Origin of the sequence: Nostoc sp., from assembly GCF_036919895.1 — a bacterium.
Taxonomy (GTDB): Bacteria; Cyanobacteriota; Cyanobacteriia; order Cyanobacteriales; family Nostocaceae; genus Nostoc.
In genome coordinates this window covers 14175-32085 of sequence record NZ_JBALBW010000119.1, presented here as the reverse complement: position 1 = coordinate 32085, position 17911 = coordinate 14175, and the positions used below count along the sequence as shown (strand labels likewise).

Here is a 17911-nt window from a genome sequence, read left to right as displayed (position 1 = left end):
AAATTCTTTGGGAACTGGAACGTGGGGATCAAGTAGGAGGTGAAGAGGAGTAGAAAATGGGGACTGGGGACTGGGGACTGGGGACTGGGGACTGGGGACTGGGGACTGGGGACTGGGGACTGGGGACTGGGGACTGGGGACTGAGGAAGAAGAGTTTTCCCCTCAGCATCTTTTCAATTCCCAATTAATTCCCAATTCCCAATTCCTGACTATATATATTTGCGTCCTCGCCACTCGCGTGGCTTGCGGAACGCAGATAAGAAGATTCGCAGCACAGCTAAGGGATCGGCTAAAGGGGAAAGCCAGAATAACCAACCGCCTTTAGCACTTTTGCGATCGTAAGAAGGTGCGATCGCAATTAGCATAGCAAAGCGAATCACCACCAAGAATAAATTCAGTCCCAGCAGGAGGAATGAGGGAGTGGGGAAGTCTGGGAATTGGGAAGAAATCAATAAAAAAGTGAGGACAATTAAAAGGGGTAAACCTTGAACAGATGTGAGTAGCCATAAATCTCCCCACAACTGCGAACGAGAAGTTGCATCTTTGAGATCGAGACTGCGCCCCCACTCCTTCCACGTCTCCATTGCCCCTTCATACATCCGTACCTTCAGCACCTTTGCGCCATCTAAAAATCCTACCTTATACCCAAGAGTTGCAATATTTCGTGCCAAGGTGACATCATCACAAAAAGAACCACTCGCACTGCTATAGCCACCTACAGCAGCTAAAACGGAGCGACGACACAAAAAACATTGTCCATTTGCCATCACCCGTTCAGGCTGCTCTGCATTGATCCCAGCAGGGTCAAATCGGTAAAGCAAAGTCATCAACAAAGCGGGTTGTAGCCAGCACTCCCCTGGATATTTAAGGATAAACTGAGGTGAAAGGGAAACTAAGTCATAACCTTGTGCTTCGGCCGTTTTTACTAAACCAGCAACTAAACCAGGATGTGGTTGAATATCAGCATCTAGTCCCAGAAACCACTGACTATCTTCAGAACTATATAGAAAACCGTTATGCAACGCCCAAGGTCGTCCCACCCAACCAGAGGGTAAGGGATCGTCTGTCATCACGCGAAAGCGCGGATCTTTTTGCTGTATCGCTTTTACTAAGTCGGGTGTCCCATCACTGGAATTGCTGTCTACAACAATAATTTCCCGAACTTCATAACTTTGCTGACTTAAACCAGCCAACAGAGGGCTAATACGAAGCGCCTCGTTCAATGTGGGAACAACGACGCTAACCCTACCTAAAAGCTCTGGTGTCGGCTGTTGCGGTTCTATTGGGGGCAACCGTCTTGGCCCCTTTAGCAGACGTGAAAACAGAATTGCCGTTGCTGGTACTTGGATAAGTAGCAATAAAAGTGATATGGCACTTTCTACTATCAAAGCGTTGTCTACTGTTGTCAAAATACTTATCAATTAAAAGTGCGACTATACAAAATAAATGGGTATTGGACATGGGGTATGGGGCATTGGTTATTCCCCTCCCTAGTCCCCAGTCCCTAGTCCCCAGTCCCCAATCTCTAGACTATTTCAAGGCAACTTCAACCTTTGCTACTGATACTTCTTTGCTTATTGGTTCAACAGAAACTTGAGTGGGTGTGGTTGAACTCCTTAACCACAGCACCACGGCGGGAACCACACCAAGAAATAAGCCGAGTAATACAGGAATGGAGAACCCAGCAGCCAAACTTAGTCCGGCGGCGAAGGCAAAATTAGTTAAATAAACGACTAAGGGGAGATTGAGTTGCGATCGCTCTAATTTAATCGATGTATTTCTCCACAACAAGCCTGCCACACTCATAAACAGGGCGCTAGTGCCAAACCAACCTGCATAGTTCTGGTAAGGTGTCCCAAAGAAAGCCCCTGGTTGTTCCCAATACCAAAAAGGCAGAGAAGTTTGACTCATAGCTGGCTCAAGGGCAAAATCCCAGCAAGTGAAGAGTAAAGCACCAATCGCTATAGCTGCAATATGGCGACCCCAACTGGGTTTTTGAGCCACTTGCAAACCAGTTCTCGCAATTAAATAAGACGACAGCCCAACATAGAACCAAGACAAAGGAATTGTGAAAGGAACTAGCCCCGCAATTTTATAACCCAAGCCACTCAAGTAGCTATAATCACCAAATGGAAAACCTGTGCTGGTTCCCAGCAGTTCACTTCCCAAAGAGATAAACATAGCCGGCAGCATAAATGCTAGCCAAGTTCCCAATCCCAGCGTTCGGTAGGCATAAATAGAGACAGCTATTGTCCCTAAGATGATATCAACTACACCACCGCCAGCCATACTTAACTGTACGGCAGTTTCTCCAACCTGCGATAAGTTGAAAATTATTTCGGCATTAGGTACGACCAGTAGCATCCCTACCAGTCCAAAGGCTTTTGACACGATATGACCAATCAGGCATACGCGTTCAGCTATAACAAGTTGTCTCATGATAATTCCTTAACAAGATGTGACACGCGGCTACTCGGCTGCTAACAGTTTACAAATGTTTAACAACATATTTAAATACTTTGTGCCGCAATTTTCTACAAACTTGTTTGACTTTCTTGGGAAGAGCATAACAGCCTATTGATTGAAGCTATAAGAAATATGATGATAAACCTACTAGTGTAAGCTATATACTCAAAATCTATATGATTTCACCTGCAAAAACCTCTGGTTTGTTATCCCACTGATACCCCTATGGTGAAAAACTCCTTTCATCCAAGCATCTTCACTTGAGGAAAGATAACAATCATAGATTAACCAAGTCTGAAAGTAAAATAAAGTGTTTAGCTAAATCTGATAGAAGCCCCACATTCCAAGCATTCGAGGAGTATTACATTTACGTAGCAGGTGATCGCAGGAGAAGCAGAAGGTGCGTTTGGTAAGTGTGAAGAATGACACATTTCCGTCAGTAAATCACACCAGGGGCTAGGAATCATACCGTAATCTAGAAGTTGTCGATGAATAACTTCTAACTTAATGACTAACAGACGGCAATTTTTAAAAGGGGTGGCAGCACTTTCTAGCTTATCTTTAGCTGGTTGTGGCTGGAGGCTGGCTGAAGTCCGCGCCAATTCTAATACTTCTAGTCAGCGTGACCAACTTTATATTTTTACCTGGACACAATATACTGACCAAAAATTACTGAGAACTTTCAGTACCCAAACCGGCATGAAAGTGCTAGCGGATGTATATGATTCCAATGATGTCATGCTGGCTAAGTTGCAAGCTGGAGGTGGTGGTACTTACAGCATCATCTACCCATCCGATTACATGGTGCAGAAGATGGTAAACAAAGGTTTGTTAATAGAAATAAATCACGATCGCTTAATCGGTTTAGAGAATTTATTCCCCCGGTTCCAGAATCCTAGTTATGACCCCAATAACCGTTACAGTATCCCTTTTAACTGGGGGACAACAGGTTTCCTGTACAATTCCGAAAAAATCAAAGATGTACCACAAGACTGGGATTACCTTTGGCAGAATCAAGAGGAACTTAATCAGAGAATGACCTTGCTTAATGATGTTCGAGAGGTGATGGGTGCGACGTTGCGGATGCTAGGTTATTCTTACAACTCCAAAAATGAACAAGAAATCAAACAAGCTTATGAAAAGTTGAAGGTGTTAAAACCTGCGATCGCCCGTTTTGACACCGATGCTTGGCAAAATCAAATTCTGGCAGGAGATTTGCTATTAGCAATGTGCTATTCAGCAGATGCGGTGAGAATATCTCAAGAAAACCCTAAACTCAAATATGTGATTCCTCGCAGTGGTTCTTCATTATGGACAGATACTATTGTAATTCCCAAAGCTTCTCCGAATTTAGATGGAGCCTATGCTTGGATTAACATGATTTTGCAACCAGAAATAGCCGCTCAAATCAGTAAACGTCTGAGTGTTTCTACGCCTAATAGGGCGGGATTTGAGCAATTGCCAAAAGTCATCCAAAACAATGGTAATTTATTTCCCTCAGAGTCGCTTTTAGCAAATTGCGAACGAATTACTCCTGTAGGAGACTTTGAAGAGGTTTACGATCGCTATTGGACTCAATTAACTAGCAGCTAAAATAGTTAAGAGTTAGGAGTGAGAAATTAAAAGTGATGAATGTTGAAAAAAATGATATTTTCCAAGTAGAAGAATTGCATTCCCTGCGAGGGAAGTGGCTGCAACCTTTGATATTACTTGCACCATCGGGGATTTGGTTATTACTTTTGTTGGTGTTGCCAACTTTGATAATTTTCGAGTTAAGTTTAGTTGCAGATATCCGTCCAGGAGATTTGGTTAACCCTAACGGATTTCAAAACTACATCCGAATATTCGATCCGCTTTATGTGCAAGTAATTGTGCGATCGCTATTTTTCGCATTTGGCACCACCATAATTTGTTTAGTTTTGGGCTTTCCCGTTGCTTATTGGATTGCCCAAATAGCGCCGCAACGTTGGCGAAATTTGCTGCTATTAGGCTTTGTTTTGCCTTTGTGGACTTCCTCGTTACTTCGCTCCTATGCTTGGATTACAATTCTTCGTCCCACTGGTTTATTGAACGGTTTACTCAGCACTTTCGGCTTGCCTACCTTGCAATTACTTAATCAGAGTCAAGCTGTATTTATTGGTATGAGCTATAGCTTGTTACCCTATATGGTTTTGATTTTATATGCTTCTCTCGAAAAACTAGATAAGCGGTTGCTAGAAGCGGCGGCTGATTTAGGTGCAAATCCAGTGGAAACTTTTTGCCAAGTAACTGTACCGCAAATTTTGCCTGGAATTGCGGCTGCTTCCATGCTTGTATTCATCACAGGCTTGGGGGATTTTGTCGATCCAGAATTACTTGGTGGTGCTTCTAGTATGACGGCGGCGCGGTTAATTTATAACCAGTTTCTGGGAGCAACCCAAAATTGGGGATTTGGTTCAGCTTTAAGTATGACGTTAATTTTGCTTGTTAGTATTGCGATCGCACTTTTAATTAAGTTTGGCGAACCTGAAACCAAACGCTAACTTTTCGTTACTCATTTATAATAATGGCATCAAACGCCAGCGAGACAACGGTTATGTTCTCACCCGATCTCAAAAATGCGTTACCAACTACTGATGAACTTCCCTGTTCAGACAATACGCCAGTGGATAACGAAGATCAAAACTTTTTGCCCAACATTTTACTTTTCTTACTTAACTCCATTTGGGCAAATCGTCTAGATTGGTACTTTGGAGTAGATATGGGTATTTATCACACTACAGGGGTAAATCCTAGAGTACCTGTAGTGCCAGATGCTTTTTTAAGTGTGGGAGTAGAGCGCAAAAAGGGAGGTAAATCACGCAAAAATTACGCGGTTTGGGAAGAAAATGGCATAGTTCCAATCTTCACATTAGAAATGGTATCCCACACCCCCGGAGGTGAATATGAAGAGAAGCTAGATATATATAGAAAACTCGGTGTATTATACTACGTAATTTATAGCCCTGAGTTTTGGCGACGCGACCAACATCAACCCTTTGAAGTGTATAGGTTGATAGATGGAAATTACCAACTACAAATAGGTGAACCCTATTTGATACCAGAGGTTGGGTTAGGTATTGGGCGACACCAAGCTGTAATTGCCGGGATACAACAGGAATTTTTATGTTGGTATGATGAGCAAGGAAACCGTTATTTGACAGATGCAGAACAAGCACAACAGGAGCGACAAAGGGCTGAACAGTTAGCGCAGTATTTACGTTCTCTAGGTGTAGATCCAAATAATCTACCTGGTAATTAAGGCGATCACATTTAAAAAATCATCAACAAATAATTACTAATTCGTAATAACACTTGCGCGTCTTGTAGAGAGCGTCATTACGAATTTTTAATGATTTGTCACCATGAGTAAATGGTTTAAATCATCTGTATTACTGTTTATTAGACCCTTAATTGTAGAAAGAAATTCATTTTCTAAATAAGGCTTGGTTAAATAAGCCTTTGCACCCAATTCTTGAGCAAGCTGGCGATGTTTTTCAGCGCTGCGAGAAGTGAGAATTACTACAGGTATTCTTGCTAATTTGGGGTATTGACGGAAATTGCCTAACAACTCAAAACCATTCATTCGTGGCATTTCTAAATCTGAGACTACGACTTGAATTTCTGGATGTAACTGCAACTTTTCTAGAGCTTCTACACCATTTTGAGCTTGTATTACTTGATAGCCAGATTTTTGCAGAGTGAGAGAGATAGTTTGGCGGAGACTAATCGCGTCATCTACTACTAAAACAACCTTTGGTGATTTATTATCTGACCCTTGAGAATAACTGGGTTCGGTTTCTATAGTTGTTGTAGAAGTAGATGCAGGAAGTAATGGTGTAGATGCAAAAGTGTCTCCCGATATCGCCAAGGCTTTTTTATTTGAGGGAGAAGCAATTGGTCGCGCCATGATATCAAGTGTTGTTTGTTGGAGCCTGTTAGACTCTAGCAACAGGGAAGCATCAATCACTAAGATGAGATTACCATTAGGTAAACTACTACAGCCATAAATATATTTTGGCTGTGCGATCGCATTTCCTAAAGGTCTGATTACCAGTTCTTGTTCACCAATTATTTGGTCAACTTCCAAAGCAAACATTCCTTGATTTCGTCGGAGCAAAAGCACCGGATTTTTCGCTATGCTTGGGTCGTCAGTATTTGATGTGTTGTATGGAGCAGGACTATTCAAGAATGAGTCATTATAATTAATCAATTTTGAAAGTTGACGGAGGCTAACTATAGTCTCATCATTGTCTGTGTTCCAATGCAAGACTTTTTGCCCTTCAATTTCTTTAATCTGCTGCTCGGAGGGAATCAATATTTTTTCGATACTGTCCAAAAGAAGGGCATAAATAACACCTTTGGCTTGAACTAGCATTAATTTTTCTGTAGTCATAGAAAAAGGAATTTTGAGCATGAATATTGTTCCTTGGTTGGGTAAGGATTGTACTGAAATTGAGCCATTAAGTGCATTCATCTGAGTCCGAACAATATCCAACCCCATACCACGCCCACAGATCTCAGTCACTTTATTAGCAGTAGAAAATCCAGGTGAAAATATCATATCTAAAAGTTCAGGTTCGGCCAAATTAGAAGCATAACTTTTGGTTTTTTCTTCAGTTTGTATGGGATAGAATTCAGCGGCTTTTCTGCGAATTCTGTCTAAATTCAATCCCTGACCATCATCCCTAACTTCGATAACAGTTTGGCTACCCTGATGATAAGCGCGGATTTCGATTAACCCTTGTTCTGGTTTACCAAGCTCCCTGCGAAGTTGCGGAGCTTCAATCCCGTGGTCAAAAGCATTACGGACTAAATGTAATAAGGGATCGTAGAGTTTTTCTGCGATCGCTTTATCTACTAGTACTTCAGTACCAGTTAGCTTCAATTCTACAAGTTTGGCATAAACATTCCCAAACTTATTTACCATCTGGGGGAAACGATTTAAGATATTGCCCAAAGGTAACATTCGTGCTTCTACTAAACTCTCTATAATATTAAGAGTTAAATTCTCTTGTTTGTTACTAATTTGAGCAGCTTGCGTCACGAGCAATTCAAGAGATTCTGTAGTTTCTTGTAGTTGCAGTGTCTCTTCTATTGCTTCATGCAATGTCATGTGAAATTCTGTATATACATCCATTTCTAAAGAGTCAAATTTTACCGCAAAATTTTGCGTTTGTTGTGAGGCAATATTTGGTATTTGTAATGGTAAGTCGCGTAATTCATTTAAAGTTATTTGATGTCTAGTGATTTGCCCAATTAATTGCTCAATGATTTCTTGGACTTGTTCATCTTGCAAACTACGCCGTTTTTGATAAATTAGCAATTCTCCAGCTAGATAATTTAGATGTTGCAGCCTCTCTGTATCTACTCGAATAAATGAAGGCTGACGAAAGTTTTTAGTTTGAACATACTGTGATTTATCTTCTATTTCTTTGTTTATTTGTGTAGCCAAATCAGGCATGACTTCAATAGCTGTTTCAGGAACATCTATAGCCACCTGCTCATTGACAGTTAATAAATCAAGCTTTTCTGGAGAATGTTCAGTTGCAGTAGTAACCACTTGCTCTGTAAAATTTTGGCTAGCTTCTTCTCCCCATATTGCCTCTAGGAGGTTATCAGTTGTTTGAGAAGAGACAGATTGGGGTATTTCTTTAATAGCTAACAGTGATTGTAACCTGGGACTATCAAGCCAATTTATCTCTTTACTAGTAACAGGAGGATAATTTTTATATTCTTTTGCTAATAGATGAATTCGGTTCTGTAATATTTTTATTACTGCAAGATAACCATCAAGCTTTTTGATAGAGTACTTGAATTTTGTTACTGCAAATAAGATAATCAAAACGATCCCATTTCGATAAATATAAAGACTTTTGCTATCCTCCTCATCTTGGATATAATCAAGAAAGTTTTTCAGCCAATTTTCAATATAATCAAGTAAATCATCTCTTTCTAAGCTAGGAATTAGTAAGTCCAAATGAAGGTCTTTCTCTGGTATTTGGATCTCGTGATTAAACCAGCCAAAAATATAGCGAATTACTTTTAAATAAAATTTGGCAGTTATTGGCTTTACAGATTCGTTTTTATTATCGTCAGATGTAGTAAGAAACTGGTAAAATTGTTCTTCATCGAATGTATCAGTAGATAAATTATTTTGCCATTCTCCAGATAACTCATTATTTGCGACTATCGTCAGTTTTCGTAAAGCTGGAGAAGTTTCTCCGCCAGATGTGCGATCGCCTTCTAATACCAATTTTTGTGATTGCTGTAAATCTGCAAGGGCAATTTCTGCAATTTGCTGTACTTGAGTGGGATTTGCTTGCAGGGCTAACAGAATTGTTTGAGAAATTTCTCCTAATCCAGGTAAGTTTAGAGATTCTGCTAAACCAAGAAAAACTTCAGCTTGAGAGTGTAATAATTCGATAAAATCGTCATTATTTGGGGGATTGTTAACAGCTTCAGCAATACTATTTAGACGTTGTTCTACTCCCACTTCAAAAACTGACTGCACAATATCAAACCCCAATTCTTCAGAAGTAGGGATATGAGCCTCATCACCAAATGCATCACCTAGCTTTTCTTGTAATTGTGCAAATACTGAAGTTGTTCGATTAAGTAGTTCTTCATCATTAATAGTACTGCCTATTAACTCAGTATTTAATGCTATGCTAAGACACTCATAAGCTTGTAGTAGAAGTGTTTGTAATTCAGCATCAACTTCCACTTTAGGATTATATAGAGCCTTGAATACATCTTCTAAAAAATGAGCTATCATCTTAATTACTTCTAGCCCAACATTAGCAGCACCACCTTTAAGCGTATGAGTAGCCCGCATTAAATTATGAACTTTGGCAATACTATAGTCTTCTGATAAACTAAATAGTTCTTGCTCAATAATTTGGATTAATTCCGGGGCTTCAGCTAGAAAATAGATGTATCCTTGTTCGCGAATTGCAGCGTCGGTAATCATAGTTTGGAGTTAGGGGTTGGGAGTTAGGAGTTAGGAGTTAAGGGTTTGGAGTTTGGAGTTTAGAGTTGATCGGCCAATTTATTTTTCAGTTGTCTTGACTATTCAACTCAAAATCAGAATGATTTCGTCTGCATAGCTTATCAAATAAATACTTTTTCTCCATAATTTATATCTCCTAACTCCTAACTATTTTTCATTTGACTTTAAACTTGCTAGCAGTTGTTAATAAATCTTGCGCCATCCCTGATAAATCTTGAAATACAGTAGCAATTTCTTGAGACTCAGCAAAAGTCTTATTAGCAATTCCTGCTACATCTTGCATTGATTTTGTGACTGTTACAGATTGCGTCATTTGTTTTTGAGTCGCTGCGGTAATTCGCTCAATTAGTTGACTAATTTCGGCAGTTGCAGAAACGATCGCATTCAAGTTTTGGCGAGTCTCACTAACTAGATTTGTGCCTTCTACTACCTGCTGAATACCAGTTTCCATCGCTACTGCAACTTCTCCGGTTTCTGCTTGAATATCCTGGACTAATTTTTCTATTTCGATGGTTGCTGCTGCCGACTGGCGAGATAAAGAACGGACTTCATCAGCTACAACTGCAAAGCCTTTGCCATATTCACCGGCACGGGTGGCTTCAATGGCTGCATTCAAAGCCAGCACGTTTGTCTGTGTGGCAAAATTACCAATCAAATTCACCACTTTGGAGATTTTTTGCGAAGATTCACTGAGGCGTTTAATCTTTTTGCTGGTTTGAGCAACGGTTTCGCGAATTCCTTGGATAGCTTGTACAGTCAGATTCATCGCGGTATCACCAGACTCTACAGTTTGATTAGCCTGTTTTACTGCTAGTTGCACTAACTCAGCATTCGCTACCACAGCTTGAGTAGAGTCCACCATCTGTTGAATTTCACCTAATGCTGCGGTAATTTCCTCAGATTGTTGTTGCGCCAGATTAGTCAGTCCCGCTAGTGAAGACTCGCTATTGGTAGAAGTTTGGGCAACTTGTTGAGCAGCCCCTTGTACTTGAAGAACTATTTGCCGCAGTGCTTGCAGAGTATTATTGTAAGCATCAGCGATTGTACCTAGTTCGTCTTCTGTAATGGGTGCGCGGACTGTTAAGTCACCGTTAAGTGCAGGTCTAAGGGCTGTTAGGAGTTGAATAGATCGTTGTTGTAGTAACTCCTTGGCTGCCTTTTCTCGTGCTGCTGCTTCTGATAATTTTGCTGACTGCCCCTGTACTTGTTGCAAATATTCGGTATGTTGTAATGCCAATCCTAATTGATTGCCAATGCGTGCTAACAAGGTGACTTCTGATTCTTCCCAATCACGAGTTTCAGAGTTTTGATAAGCTGCCAGCAATCCCCACAATTGCTCCCCAGCAAATACAGGAACAATTACATAAGCTTTAACTTCAAATTGCTCTAAAATTTCAATGTGGCAAGGAGAATGACCTACCTGATAAATGTCATTTACAACAAAGCTTTCAGCCTGGGCATATCGACCTCCTTGAGTCTCTTGCAAGTGAGTATCTTCCCAGACAGTTTTGATATCGGGGCCTACCAGTTTTACCCAAGTATGACCTACTGATTCTGCTACAAATTCGCCTGTCCAATCAGGATTGAAGTGGTAGACGGCGACGCGATCGCACCGCAGTAATTGCCGTACTTCTTGAGTAGTTGTTTTGAAGATTTCTTCTACATCTAAAGATTGGCGGATGCGGTTACTAATCTTGGTGACAGCTTTCTCTTGTTCCGCTATCTGAGATAGTTTTTCAGATTTCAACCGCACTAATTCCAAATAATCTATCTGTGATTTAGCTAGGCTAAATTGCAAGCTAGTCTGAACCAAAAAGTTCACTTCCCAGGTTTCCCACTCACGAGCGCTAGAATTTTGATAAGCTGCCAGCAACCCCCACAATTTATCCCCGAAGAATATAGGAACAATCATGTAAGCTTTGGCTTCAAATTGCTCTAAAATTTCAATATGGCAAGGAGCAAGCCCTACTTCATGGATGTCATTAACGATAAAGTTTTCGCCTCTAACATACCTACCTCCCTTCGTATCTTGCAAGTAGGTATCATCTAAAACGGTTTTAATATCAGGCCCCACTAGCTTTGTCCAACCACTACCCACAGACTCAGCCACAAATACACCTCCCCAGTCAGGGTTAAAGCGATAGACTGCGACGCGATCGCATCGTAGTGATTGACGCACTTCTTGAGTGGTTGTTTTAAAGATGCTATCTACATCTAAAGATTGTCGGATGCGGTTTACTATCTTAGTAAAAGCTTTTTCTTGTTCAACTATTTGAGCTAGTTGTTCAGATTTCTTATGCATTTGGTCGAGATATTCACCTTGTGAGATAGCCACACCAAATTGCAGCCCAATTTGAGTCACAAAGCTTTCTTCCCAAGGTTGCCAATCACGAGGCCCAGAATTTTGATAAGCTCCCAGCAAACCCCATAATTTCTCTCCAGAAAATATGGGCGCAATGATGTAAGCTTTCATTTCATACTGCTCTAAAATGTCAATGTGGCATTGAGCATGACCCATTTTATAGATGTCTTTAGCTACATAGCTTTCACCCTTGGCGTAACGTCCTCCTTTGGTGTCTTGTAAGTGGGTATCTTCCCACACCATATAAAAATCAGGGCTGACCATTTTTATCCAGCCATTACCCACTGACTCAGCGACAAACTCGCCACTCCAGTCAGCGTTGAAGCGATAAACGCCGACGCGATCGCATTTTAGTAATTGACGTACTTCTTGAGTGGTTGTTTGAAAAATCTTATCGACACTTGATGCTCGGAGAATTTTGTCGATGACTTTAGCTACCGATTTTTTTGCTAGTATTCGCTGTTGTTCTTCTCTTTTGAATTCAAAACTTTGCAATTTGTAGATCAGTTCTGTTGTAATTTGGGATAGGAGACTAATTTCTACTTCTTGCCACTGCCGTGTTGAGTAACAATTATTTACTGCCAGTAATCCCCAGACTTTACCTTCTACTACTATCGGTAAACTCAAACTAGCTTTAATTTGAAATTTATCTAGCAGTTGCTTTTGATAAGGGGTAAGTTGAATCTGATTGATATCATCAATAACTACAGCTTCTATATAGTCTTGATTAGTATATAAGCCAAAAATAATTCCGGGAATATTTTCGCCGAGAGTCGGTGTCCAGCCTAGTGTTCTAGATTCTGCTAAAACATTACCTGAATCAAGGGAAGTAAACTGATAAATTAAGGCGCGATCGCAACCAATCTTTTCTCTAATCTGCGCTACAGTGATTTTGAGTAGTGTATCAATGTCTGGGGCTGGGCGCATGTGGGTTGCGATGTCTTGTAACTGTCGTCTCCAAGTTTTAAATTCTTGAGCGATCGCATTTAACAAAGATATTTCATTGCTAGCAATATTTGCTATACTAGCGTTTCCATTCATATTTTCTACTTCAGGCATTAGATGCTCATTCTCATGGCTATTGTTATATAGAAATGTCATTGAATTAACCTCAAATTTGTTATTGGTAACACTTGGATATTTGACAAGTAAAGATGAACCATTATTTGGTTAGCAAGGATTAGAAAGTGCAAAAATACTATACCTAATCACTCAGTTTTAAAAGTTCAATTATGATTTTTCCACATAGGAGCTTGAATAATCGTTATAGCATCCAAATGGAAAATCATATCCTCGGAATCATTAATAAAGTATCCCTGCAAGAAAGGTGATATTTTAGGATAAAATAATTCGGCACTTGGGGGTTTCATCTGCTGAGTGTCCAGCCCTTCAATATCTATAAGCTGTCTCACCAAAAGTCCCAAATACTTACCATTGTTTTCCAAAACAATCGCCATCATTTTTGAAAGTAAATTTGCTCCTTGCGAAATTGGAGGATAACCTAACATTGCTTCTAAGTCTACTAGCCAAAGCATCTCACCGCGCCAGTTATAGATACCCAAGACGCAGCTAGGCATCTGAGGAACGCCACATATTTCTGGTAATGATACTTGCAAAACCTCTGTGATGTGTTGTAGCGAAATTACGGCTGTATCCCTGATTCCCAAATTAAAACTTAAAAACTTTTCTTTGGTTTCCAAAGTTATCGTTCCTTTGTCCTTGATGATTTATCTTTAGCCACTATTTGCAGTTATGCTTTAATCTGATGGTGATTCTAAATTAAAAACAGTGACTTTTTTGAGTATTTATCTACTAAATTACTACTTATTAATTAGTTGCTTTACAATTACTACTAATTCGTCTCTGTCAATTGGTTTTGACAGATAACCTTCAGCACCCAACATATTACCCCAAATTTTATCTACATCGCTATTTTTTGTAGAACAGAAAACCACAGGTATTTTGCTAGTGATGGGATTATTTTTTAGCTCTCGACAAATCTCAAAGCCACTTTTACCTGGCAAGATTACGTCGAGAAATATTAGGTCTGGCTTATTTTTATCTATTTTGTCTTGAGCCTCTTCACTGCTTGTGGCGCTAATCACAGAATAACCTGCCTGTTGTAAGTAACGGCTGATTATCTCCATATCTGTTAAGCCATCTTCAACAACTAAAACAGTATTCATGGTAATTACCCTTTATTTTTTAAGAATGTAAACAAATTAGATATACAAATCCTAACTGATTACTGAAGAAAGACATGGAAAGCACTAGATACTAGACCCTAACGCCTTTTTTATAACCAATATTTATTTCACAATTCAAATAGAATTGCTATAAATACAAAAAATTGTATTTGTCTAATTTTGATTCAATCTTTATGTATTAACCTCAGAAGAAGTACGTAATGAAGAGAGCCGAATATATATATTTGTTAATATAAAATGATTTCACCAATAAATAATCAAGGAATTATTCGTTATAATTCAAGAGTAATTTTGTAGCAATAGCGGATGAATAAGTATATTTTATACATCCACTAAATATTTGATTAGGTGCAAAAGATTAGGTAGCTTTAAGACTGCTACCTAATTTTTCTGAATTATGATTTCTTCTTTATCACCCCAGTAATTTTATGTTTATTGATGCGGCAAACATCCCTTGTAAGGATTTTTTATGGCTGTTTGCGACAGGAGGTTAATGCTGAGAAATTAAATTTGTAAGCTCATCAGATTCGCTGATGATTAATTTCAATAAAAATGATTAATTCTCCCTAATTACATACAAGAGAAGTTCGCGTTTCTAAGCATGGCTTCCTCCTGCCTCCTGCCTCCTGCCTCCTGCCTCCTGAAGAACATCGACCTTAGCTTTACTCTTCTCAATGGGGACAATCGATGTAGGTAAATACTTACGTACTATACTCATTACCTTGTCAGCCACTACGGGTTTAGTAATAAAATCTGTAGAACCGACTACCTTCGCACGAACTCGATCTAAAAGACCATCACTGCCTGTTAATATAATCACTGGTGTATTGGCAAAGGCAGATATTCGCCGCAGTTGAGTACAGATTTCGTAACCACTAGCGACTGGCATAATTAAATCTAAGAAAATCAGGTCTGGTTTATCTTGAATGAGGGTTGGGAGAGCTTGTACAGCATCTTGAATCTTCATAAACCTTAATCCATTGGAAGTGATAATATCCTCCAGCATTTTACAGACTTGAGGGCTATCATCCACACAGGCTACTAGTGGAGCATTTGGTTTCTTTGGTTGTGCAGTGACAGGCTTATTATTGACCTCAGTCACGACTAAAGGCACTAAGGGCGTGTCGGGTACTTCTACCAATTCGATGATTCCTTTAAGGATATAGGGAAGCAACGAACGCGTGAGCGGTAGTACACTTTGCTTCATTTTCACGGCTAAATCTCGCAAAGTCAATTTGCCGTTGATTAAACTCACAAAGTTTTTGTAGACAGACGGACTTACCATCTGCTGGAGTTGTTCTGGTCGCCGGAGAACTGGCGCTAAGTCAGGAGAAAAATTTGCTAAACCAGCTTCTGACCAAGTTTTCCACGAGTCTTGCATGTGCCTTACAGACATTTCTGCACTCGTGAAGCTTATTGGTGTTTCTAAGATAACTTCTTGGTTGCGATTGCAACTTATAGAAGCAAAATTTCCTTGTAGAGCTAGGTCAAATAATAGTTCTGCTATGGTGTTTTCAGCAATACACTGAATCTGTTCTCTCTGAATTTTCTGTTTTTTATGAAATATTTCTAGAAGGCGGTAATCCCAGTAATCCATTGATACGTCTTGCGAACGCAACAGCAATTTATCAACCTCAATCTGAGGACAATTTTGAGCCATCTGTCTGCGCCAGCGCCGGAAGGGATGAGTTCCACCTGTTGCCCAAACTATCCGTCCTAGTCGATAGTAAAAAGTCCATTGGCTACCTTTTGAACTTTTAATATTTAATCTGCCATTATATTGTAATTGAGTACAAGTTTTAAATTCATTAACCAGGTTATTTGAAAGAAGAAGTTCCGAGTGGGTCATACTTTGTTCCTTGTATTAAAAAGCCAGTTATTGAAAACCAACACTAGCTATATAGTGGTCAGCAGACACCTCAAAAAGTGGAAATACATTTGATATATAGCGGTTTAAATCAAGTTTATTAAAATCAAGGGCGATCGGAAAAGAGCAAGTATCTTGCTAGTCCATAAGTCCTATAGCATAGAGTTCATTATCAATAGGCTTTATAACTAAAATATATTGCTATAGTCCACATCATTTAAGATGCATTCAGTATTGATATATCATTTTAATAATTTCCATACGGAATTCTATCCGTATAAGTTCTGAATTTCGTTTACAAAAAGATTAGCATTCTCTAGATATTTTTGCTTTAGTTCTTGAATGTTAAAAATATTTATTTAAGTTTACATTTATTAATACACATCAATTTTAGTGAGCTTTTTAGGAAATCTTATACTAAAAAAAGGTGTGCTACTCAGGTAAGTAGCAGCCACCTATAGAGTATTTATTTAAGAAAACTTCTTTAAGGTTGGTTGTGGTTTTGATAGCTTATAACAGCTGCTCTAAGATTACTTTGGTGTTCTGAAAGAAGCCGATCGCCCTCGTCTTTTTCCAAACTAGTCCAGTGCATCAATAGCGCTAGCTTAACCCATTTACCACTGCGTTCTAATAAAAAACCAGCAGCTTCTCTACTTAAACCTGTGAGGTCTTGCAAAATTCGCAAAGCGCGATCGCGTAACTTTTGATTTGTTACTGCTACATCCACCATCCGATTGCCGTAAACCTTACCTAGTTTAACCATTACTCCAGTGGAAAGGATATTTAAAGCTAACTTAGTGGCTGTACCAGCTTTCAGGCGAGTTGAGCCGGCGATGATTTCTGGCCCTGTCAATAGGCGAATGTCAATATCGGCATCAAAGCTAACTTGTTCAGCCGGAACACAGGCGATAAAAATAGTACTGGCTCCCCGTTGACGAGCAGCATGAAGAGCACCGTGGACATAAGGCGTTGTGCCACCAGCAGTAATACCGACGACGACATCTAGCTGGGTAATGTGTCGCCCAGCGATCGCAGCCTCGCCATCTTCAATGCTATCTTCTAAATCTTCCGAACTGCGTACCAGCGCACCCGCACCACCAGCAATAATCCCCTGTACCAATTCTGGGGGCGTACAAAAAGTAGGCGGACATTCAGCAGCATCTAATACCCCTAACCGACCACTTGTGCCTGCACCGATATAAAATAAGCGTCCCCCGTGACGCAAACGCTCTGCGGTGGTATCAATTGCTTCAGCCAACTGAACTTTCGCCGCCGCAACAGCTGCGACTGCTTTTTGGTCTTCGCTATTAAACAGTTCTACTAATTCCAGAGAATTAAGCTGGTCTAAGTTAAGACTGTTAGAATTTACCATCTCGGTTAAAAGATGCCCGCGTTCTTGCAAGTTTGTCATTTGTCATTTGTCCTTTGTCCGTTGTCCCTTGTCCTTTGTCATTAGTCAGTTAGCGACCAATGGACCAATGACCAATGACCAATGACTAATGACTAATGACTAATGACTAATTACAGCAATCCTTCCAATTTGCGACGCATCTTCTCTAGTTCAGAATTAGATAATTCTGGTTCTTCTAGTGGCTGTTGATTGAGAGGGAAGGTGTCTTCAACAGTATCCTCCTTCTGGGCATCCGCTTGCCAGTCAGTTTGTTCGACGTTCAGTTCTGGGGGAGTGACAACTAAATTGCTGTTTTCTAGGATGATTTCCCATTCATATCCAGCACTTTCGCAAAATTCCTTAATTTCCTCAGCATCCATTGGTTCTGGTGTCGGTGCGGGAAAATCCTGAGCTTCCAGCATCAGGGCAAAGCGCGTCGCGTCGTCTTCTGACTCGAACATCAGAATTTTATTGCGTTTGCCCTCCCGAATCGTGTGAATCCCCTCATTTTCCGTTCGAGCATTAAAAATCAACACAAAAACACGCATTGGTGTAATCATCTGTCTTTTTTAAGTTCTATTCATATTAA

Annotated in this window: 13 protein-coding genes; 4 read left to right on the top strand and 9 right to left on the bottom strand. The window is 40.0% G+C overall.

All coding sequences use genetic code 11. The features are described from left to right. The first annotated feature begins 56 nt into the window (after positions 1 to 56). Positions 57 to 188 (top strand): hypothetical protein, encoded by a 132-nt coding sequence (locus V7K55_RS23650; protein WP_334835115.1) that lies wholly within the window; start codon positions 57 to 59, stop codon positions 186 to 188. Positions 189 to 209: 21 nt separating this feature from the next. On the opposite strand, the gene cruG is transcribed toward V7K55_RS23650, so the two are convergent. Together cruG and cruF are read right to left on the bottom strand one after the other, a co-directional pair. Next, on the bottom strand, positions 210 to 1409 hold the full coding sequence (gene cruG / locus V7K55_RS23645; RefSeq protein WP_442949110.1) for a 2'-O-glycosyltransferase CruG: 1200 nt from the start codon (positions 1407 to 1409) through the stop codon (positions 210 to 212). A gap of 121 nt (positions 1410 to 1530) precedes the next feature. Next, positions 1531 to 2439, bottom strand: a complete 909-nt coding sequence (gene cruF / locus V7K55_RS23640; protein ID WP_334835114.1) for a gamma-carotene 1'-hydroxylase CruF — start codon at positions 2437 to 2439, stop codon at positions 1531 to 1533. 534 nt (positions 2440 to 2973) lie between these two features. Between cruF and V7K55_RS23635 the strand changes: the two genes are divergently transcribed. From V7K55_RS23635 to V7K55_RS23625, 3 genes are read left to right on the top strand one after another with little or no spacing between them, the layout of a single operon-like run. Further along, complete coding sequence (locus tag V7K55_RS23635; protein WP_334835113.1) at positions 2974 to 4059, top strand: ABC transporter substrate-binding protein; 1086 nt, start codon at positions 2974 to 2976, stop codon at positions 4057 to 4059. Positions 4060 to 4094: 35 nt separating this feature from the next. Further along, on the top strand, positions 4095 to 4988 hold the full coding sequence (locus V7K55_RS23630) for an ABC transporter permease (protein WP_334835112.1): 894 nt from the start codon (positions 4095 to 4097) through the stop codon (positions 4986 to 4988). A gap of 53 nt (positions 4989 to 5041) precedes the next feature. Continuing rightward, positions 5042 to 5746 (top strand): Uma2 family endonuclease, encoded by a 705-nt coding sequence (locus V7K55_RS23625; protein ID WP_334835117.1) that lies wholly within the window; start codon positions 5042 to 5044, stop codon positions 5744 to 5746. An 87-nt stretch (positions 5747 to 5833) separates the two neighbouring features. On the opposite strand, the gene V7K55_RS23620 is transcribed toward V7K55_RS23625, so the two are convergent. The 7 genes from V7K55_RS23620 to V7K55_RS23590 all read right to left on the bottom strand — a co-directional run bounded on the left by V7K55_RS23620 (position 5834) and on the right by V7K55_RS23590 (position 17882). Continuing rightward, positions 5834 to 9457, bottom strand: coding sequence for a hybrid sensor histidine kinase/response regulator (locus V7K55_RS23620; RefSeq protein WP_334835111.1), 3624 nt, complete (start codon positions 9455 to 9457; stop codon positions 5834 to 5836). 193 nt (positions 9458 to 9650) lie between these two features. After that, the gene (locus V7K55_RS23615; protein ID WP_334835110.1) at positions 9651 to 12959 is read right to left on the bottom strand and encodes a GAF domain-containing protein; all 3309 of its coding nucleotides are present in this window, start codon (positions 12957 to 12959) and stop codon (positions 9651 to 9653) included. A 125-nt stretch (positions 12960 to 13084) separates the two neighbouring features. Continuing rightward, positions 13085 to 13558, bottom strand: coding sequence for a chemotaxis protein CheW (locus V7K55_RS23610; protein ID WP_334835109.1), 474 nt, complete (start codon positions 13556 to 13558; stop codon positions 13085 to 13087). A gap of 120 nt (positions 13559 to 13678) precedes the next feature. After that, positions 13679 to 14044, bottom strand: coding sequence for a response regulator transcription factor (locus V7K55_RS23605; RefSeq protein WP_094329653.1), 366 nt, complete (start codon positions 14042 to 14044; stop codon positions 13679 to 13681). A gap of 616 nt (positions 14045 to 14660) precedes the next feature. Continuing rightward, positions 14661 to 15914: a response regulator gene (locus V7K55_RS23600; protein WP_334835108.1), complete on the bottom strand. Its 1254-nt coding sequence runs from the start codon at positions 15912 to 15914 to the stop codon at positions 14661 to 14663. Between the two features lie 502 nt (positions 15915 to 16416). Then, entirely contained in the window at positions 16417 to 17343 is a 927-nt protein-coding gene (gene murQ, locus V7K55_RS23595) for an N-acetylmuramic acid 6-phosphate etherase (protein ID WP_334835107.1), read from the bottom strand. A gap of 110 nt (positions 17344 to 17453) precedes the next feature. Beyond that, on the bottom strand, positions 17454 to 17882 hold the full coding sequence (locus V7K55_RS23590) for a DUF3110 domain-containing protein (RefSeq protein ID WP_334835105.1): 429 nt from the start codon (positions 17880 to 17882) through the stop codon (positions 17454 to 17456). Between the last annotated feature and the right edge of the window lie 29 nt (positions 17883 to 17911).

What these genes read in the sequence shown, in the direction of transcription:
- V7K55_RS23650 (WP_334835115.1), top strand. Translation starts at nt 57, where the DNA reads ATGGGGACTGGGGACTGGGGACTGGGGACTGGGGACTGGGGACTGGGG.
- cruF (WP_334835114.1), bottom strand. Translation starts at nt 2,439, where the DNA reads ATGAGACAACTTGTTATAGCTGAACGCGTATGCCTGATTGGTCATATC.
- V7K55_RS23635 (WP_334835113.1), top strand. Translation starts at nt 2,974, where the DNA reads ATGACTAACAGACGGCAATTTTTAAAAGGGGTGGCAGCACTTTCTAGC.
- V7K55_RS23630 (WP_334835112.1), top strand. Translation starts at nt 4,095, where the DNA reads ATGAATGTTGAAAAAAATGATATTTTCCAAGTAGAAGAATTGCATTCC.
- V7K55_RS23625 (WP_334835117.1), top strand. Translation starts at nt 5,042, where the DNA reads ATGTTCTCACCCGATCTCAAAAATGCGTTACCAACTACTGATGAACTT.
- V7K55_RS23620 (WP_334835111.1), bottom strand. Translation starts at nt 9,457, where the DNA reads ATGATTACCGACGCTGCAATTCGCGAACAAGGATACATCTATTTTCTA.
- V7K55_RS23615 (WP_334835110.1), bottom strand. Translation starts at nt 12,959, where the DNA reads ATGACATTTCTATATAACAATAGCCATGAGAATGAGCATCTAATGCCT.
- V7K55_RS23605 (WP_094329653.1), bottom strand. Translation starts at nt 14,044, where the DNA reads ATGAATACTGTTTTAGTTGTTGAAGATGGCTTAACAGATATGGAGATA.
- V7K55_RS23600 (WP_334835108.1), bottom strand. Translation starts at nt 15,914, where the DNA reads ATGACCCACTCGGAACTTCTTCTTTCAAATAACCTGGTTAATGAATTT.
- murQ (WP_334835107.1), bottom strand. Translation starts at nt 17,343, where the DNA reads ATGACAAACTTGCAAGAACGCGGGCATCTTTTAACCGAGATGGTAAAT.
- V7K55_RS23590 (WP_334835105.1), bottom strand. Translation starts at nt 17,882, where the DNA reads ATGATTACACCAATGCGTGTTTTTGTGTTGATTTTTAATGCTCGAACG.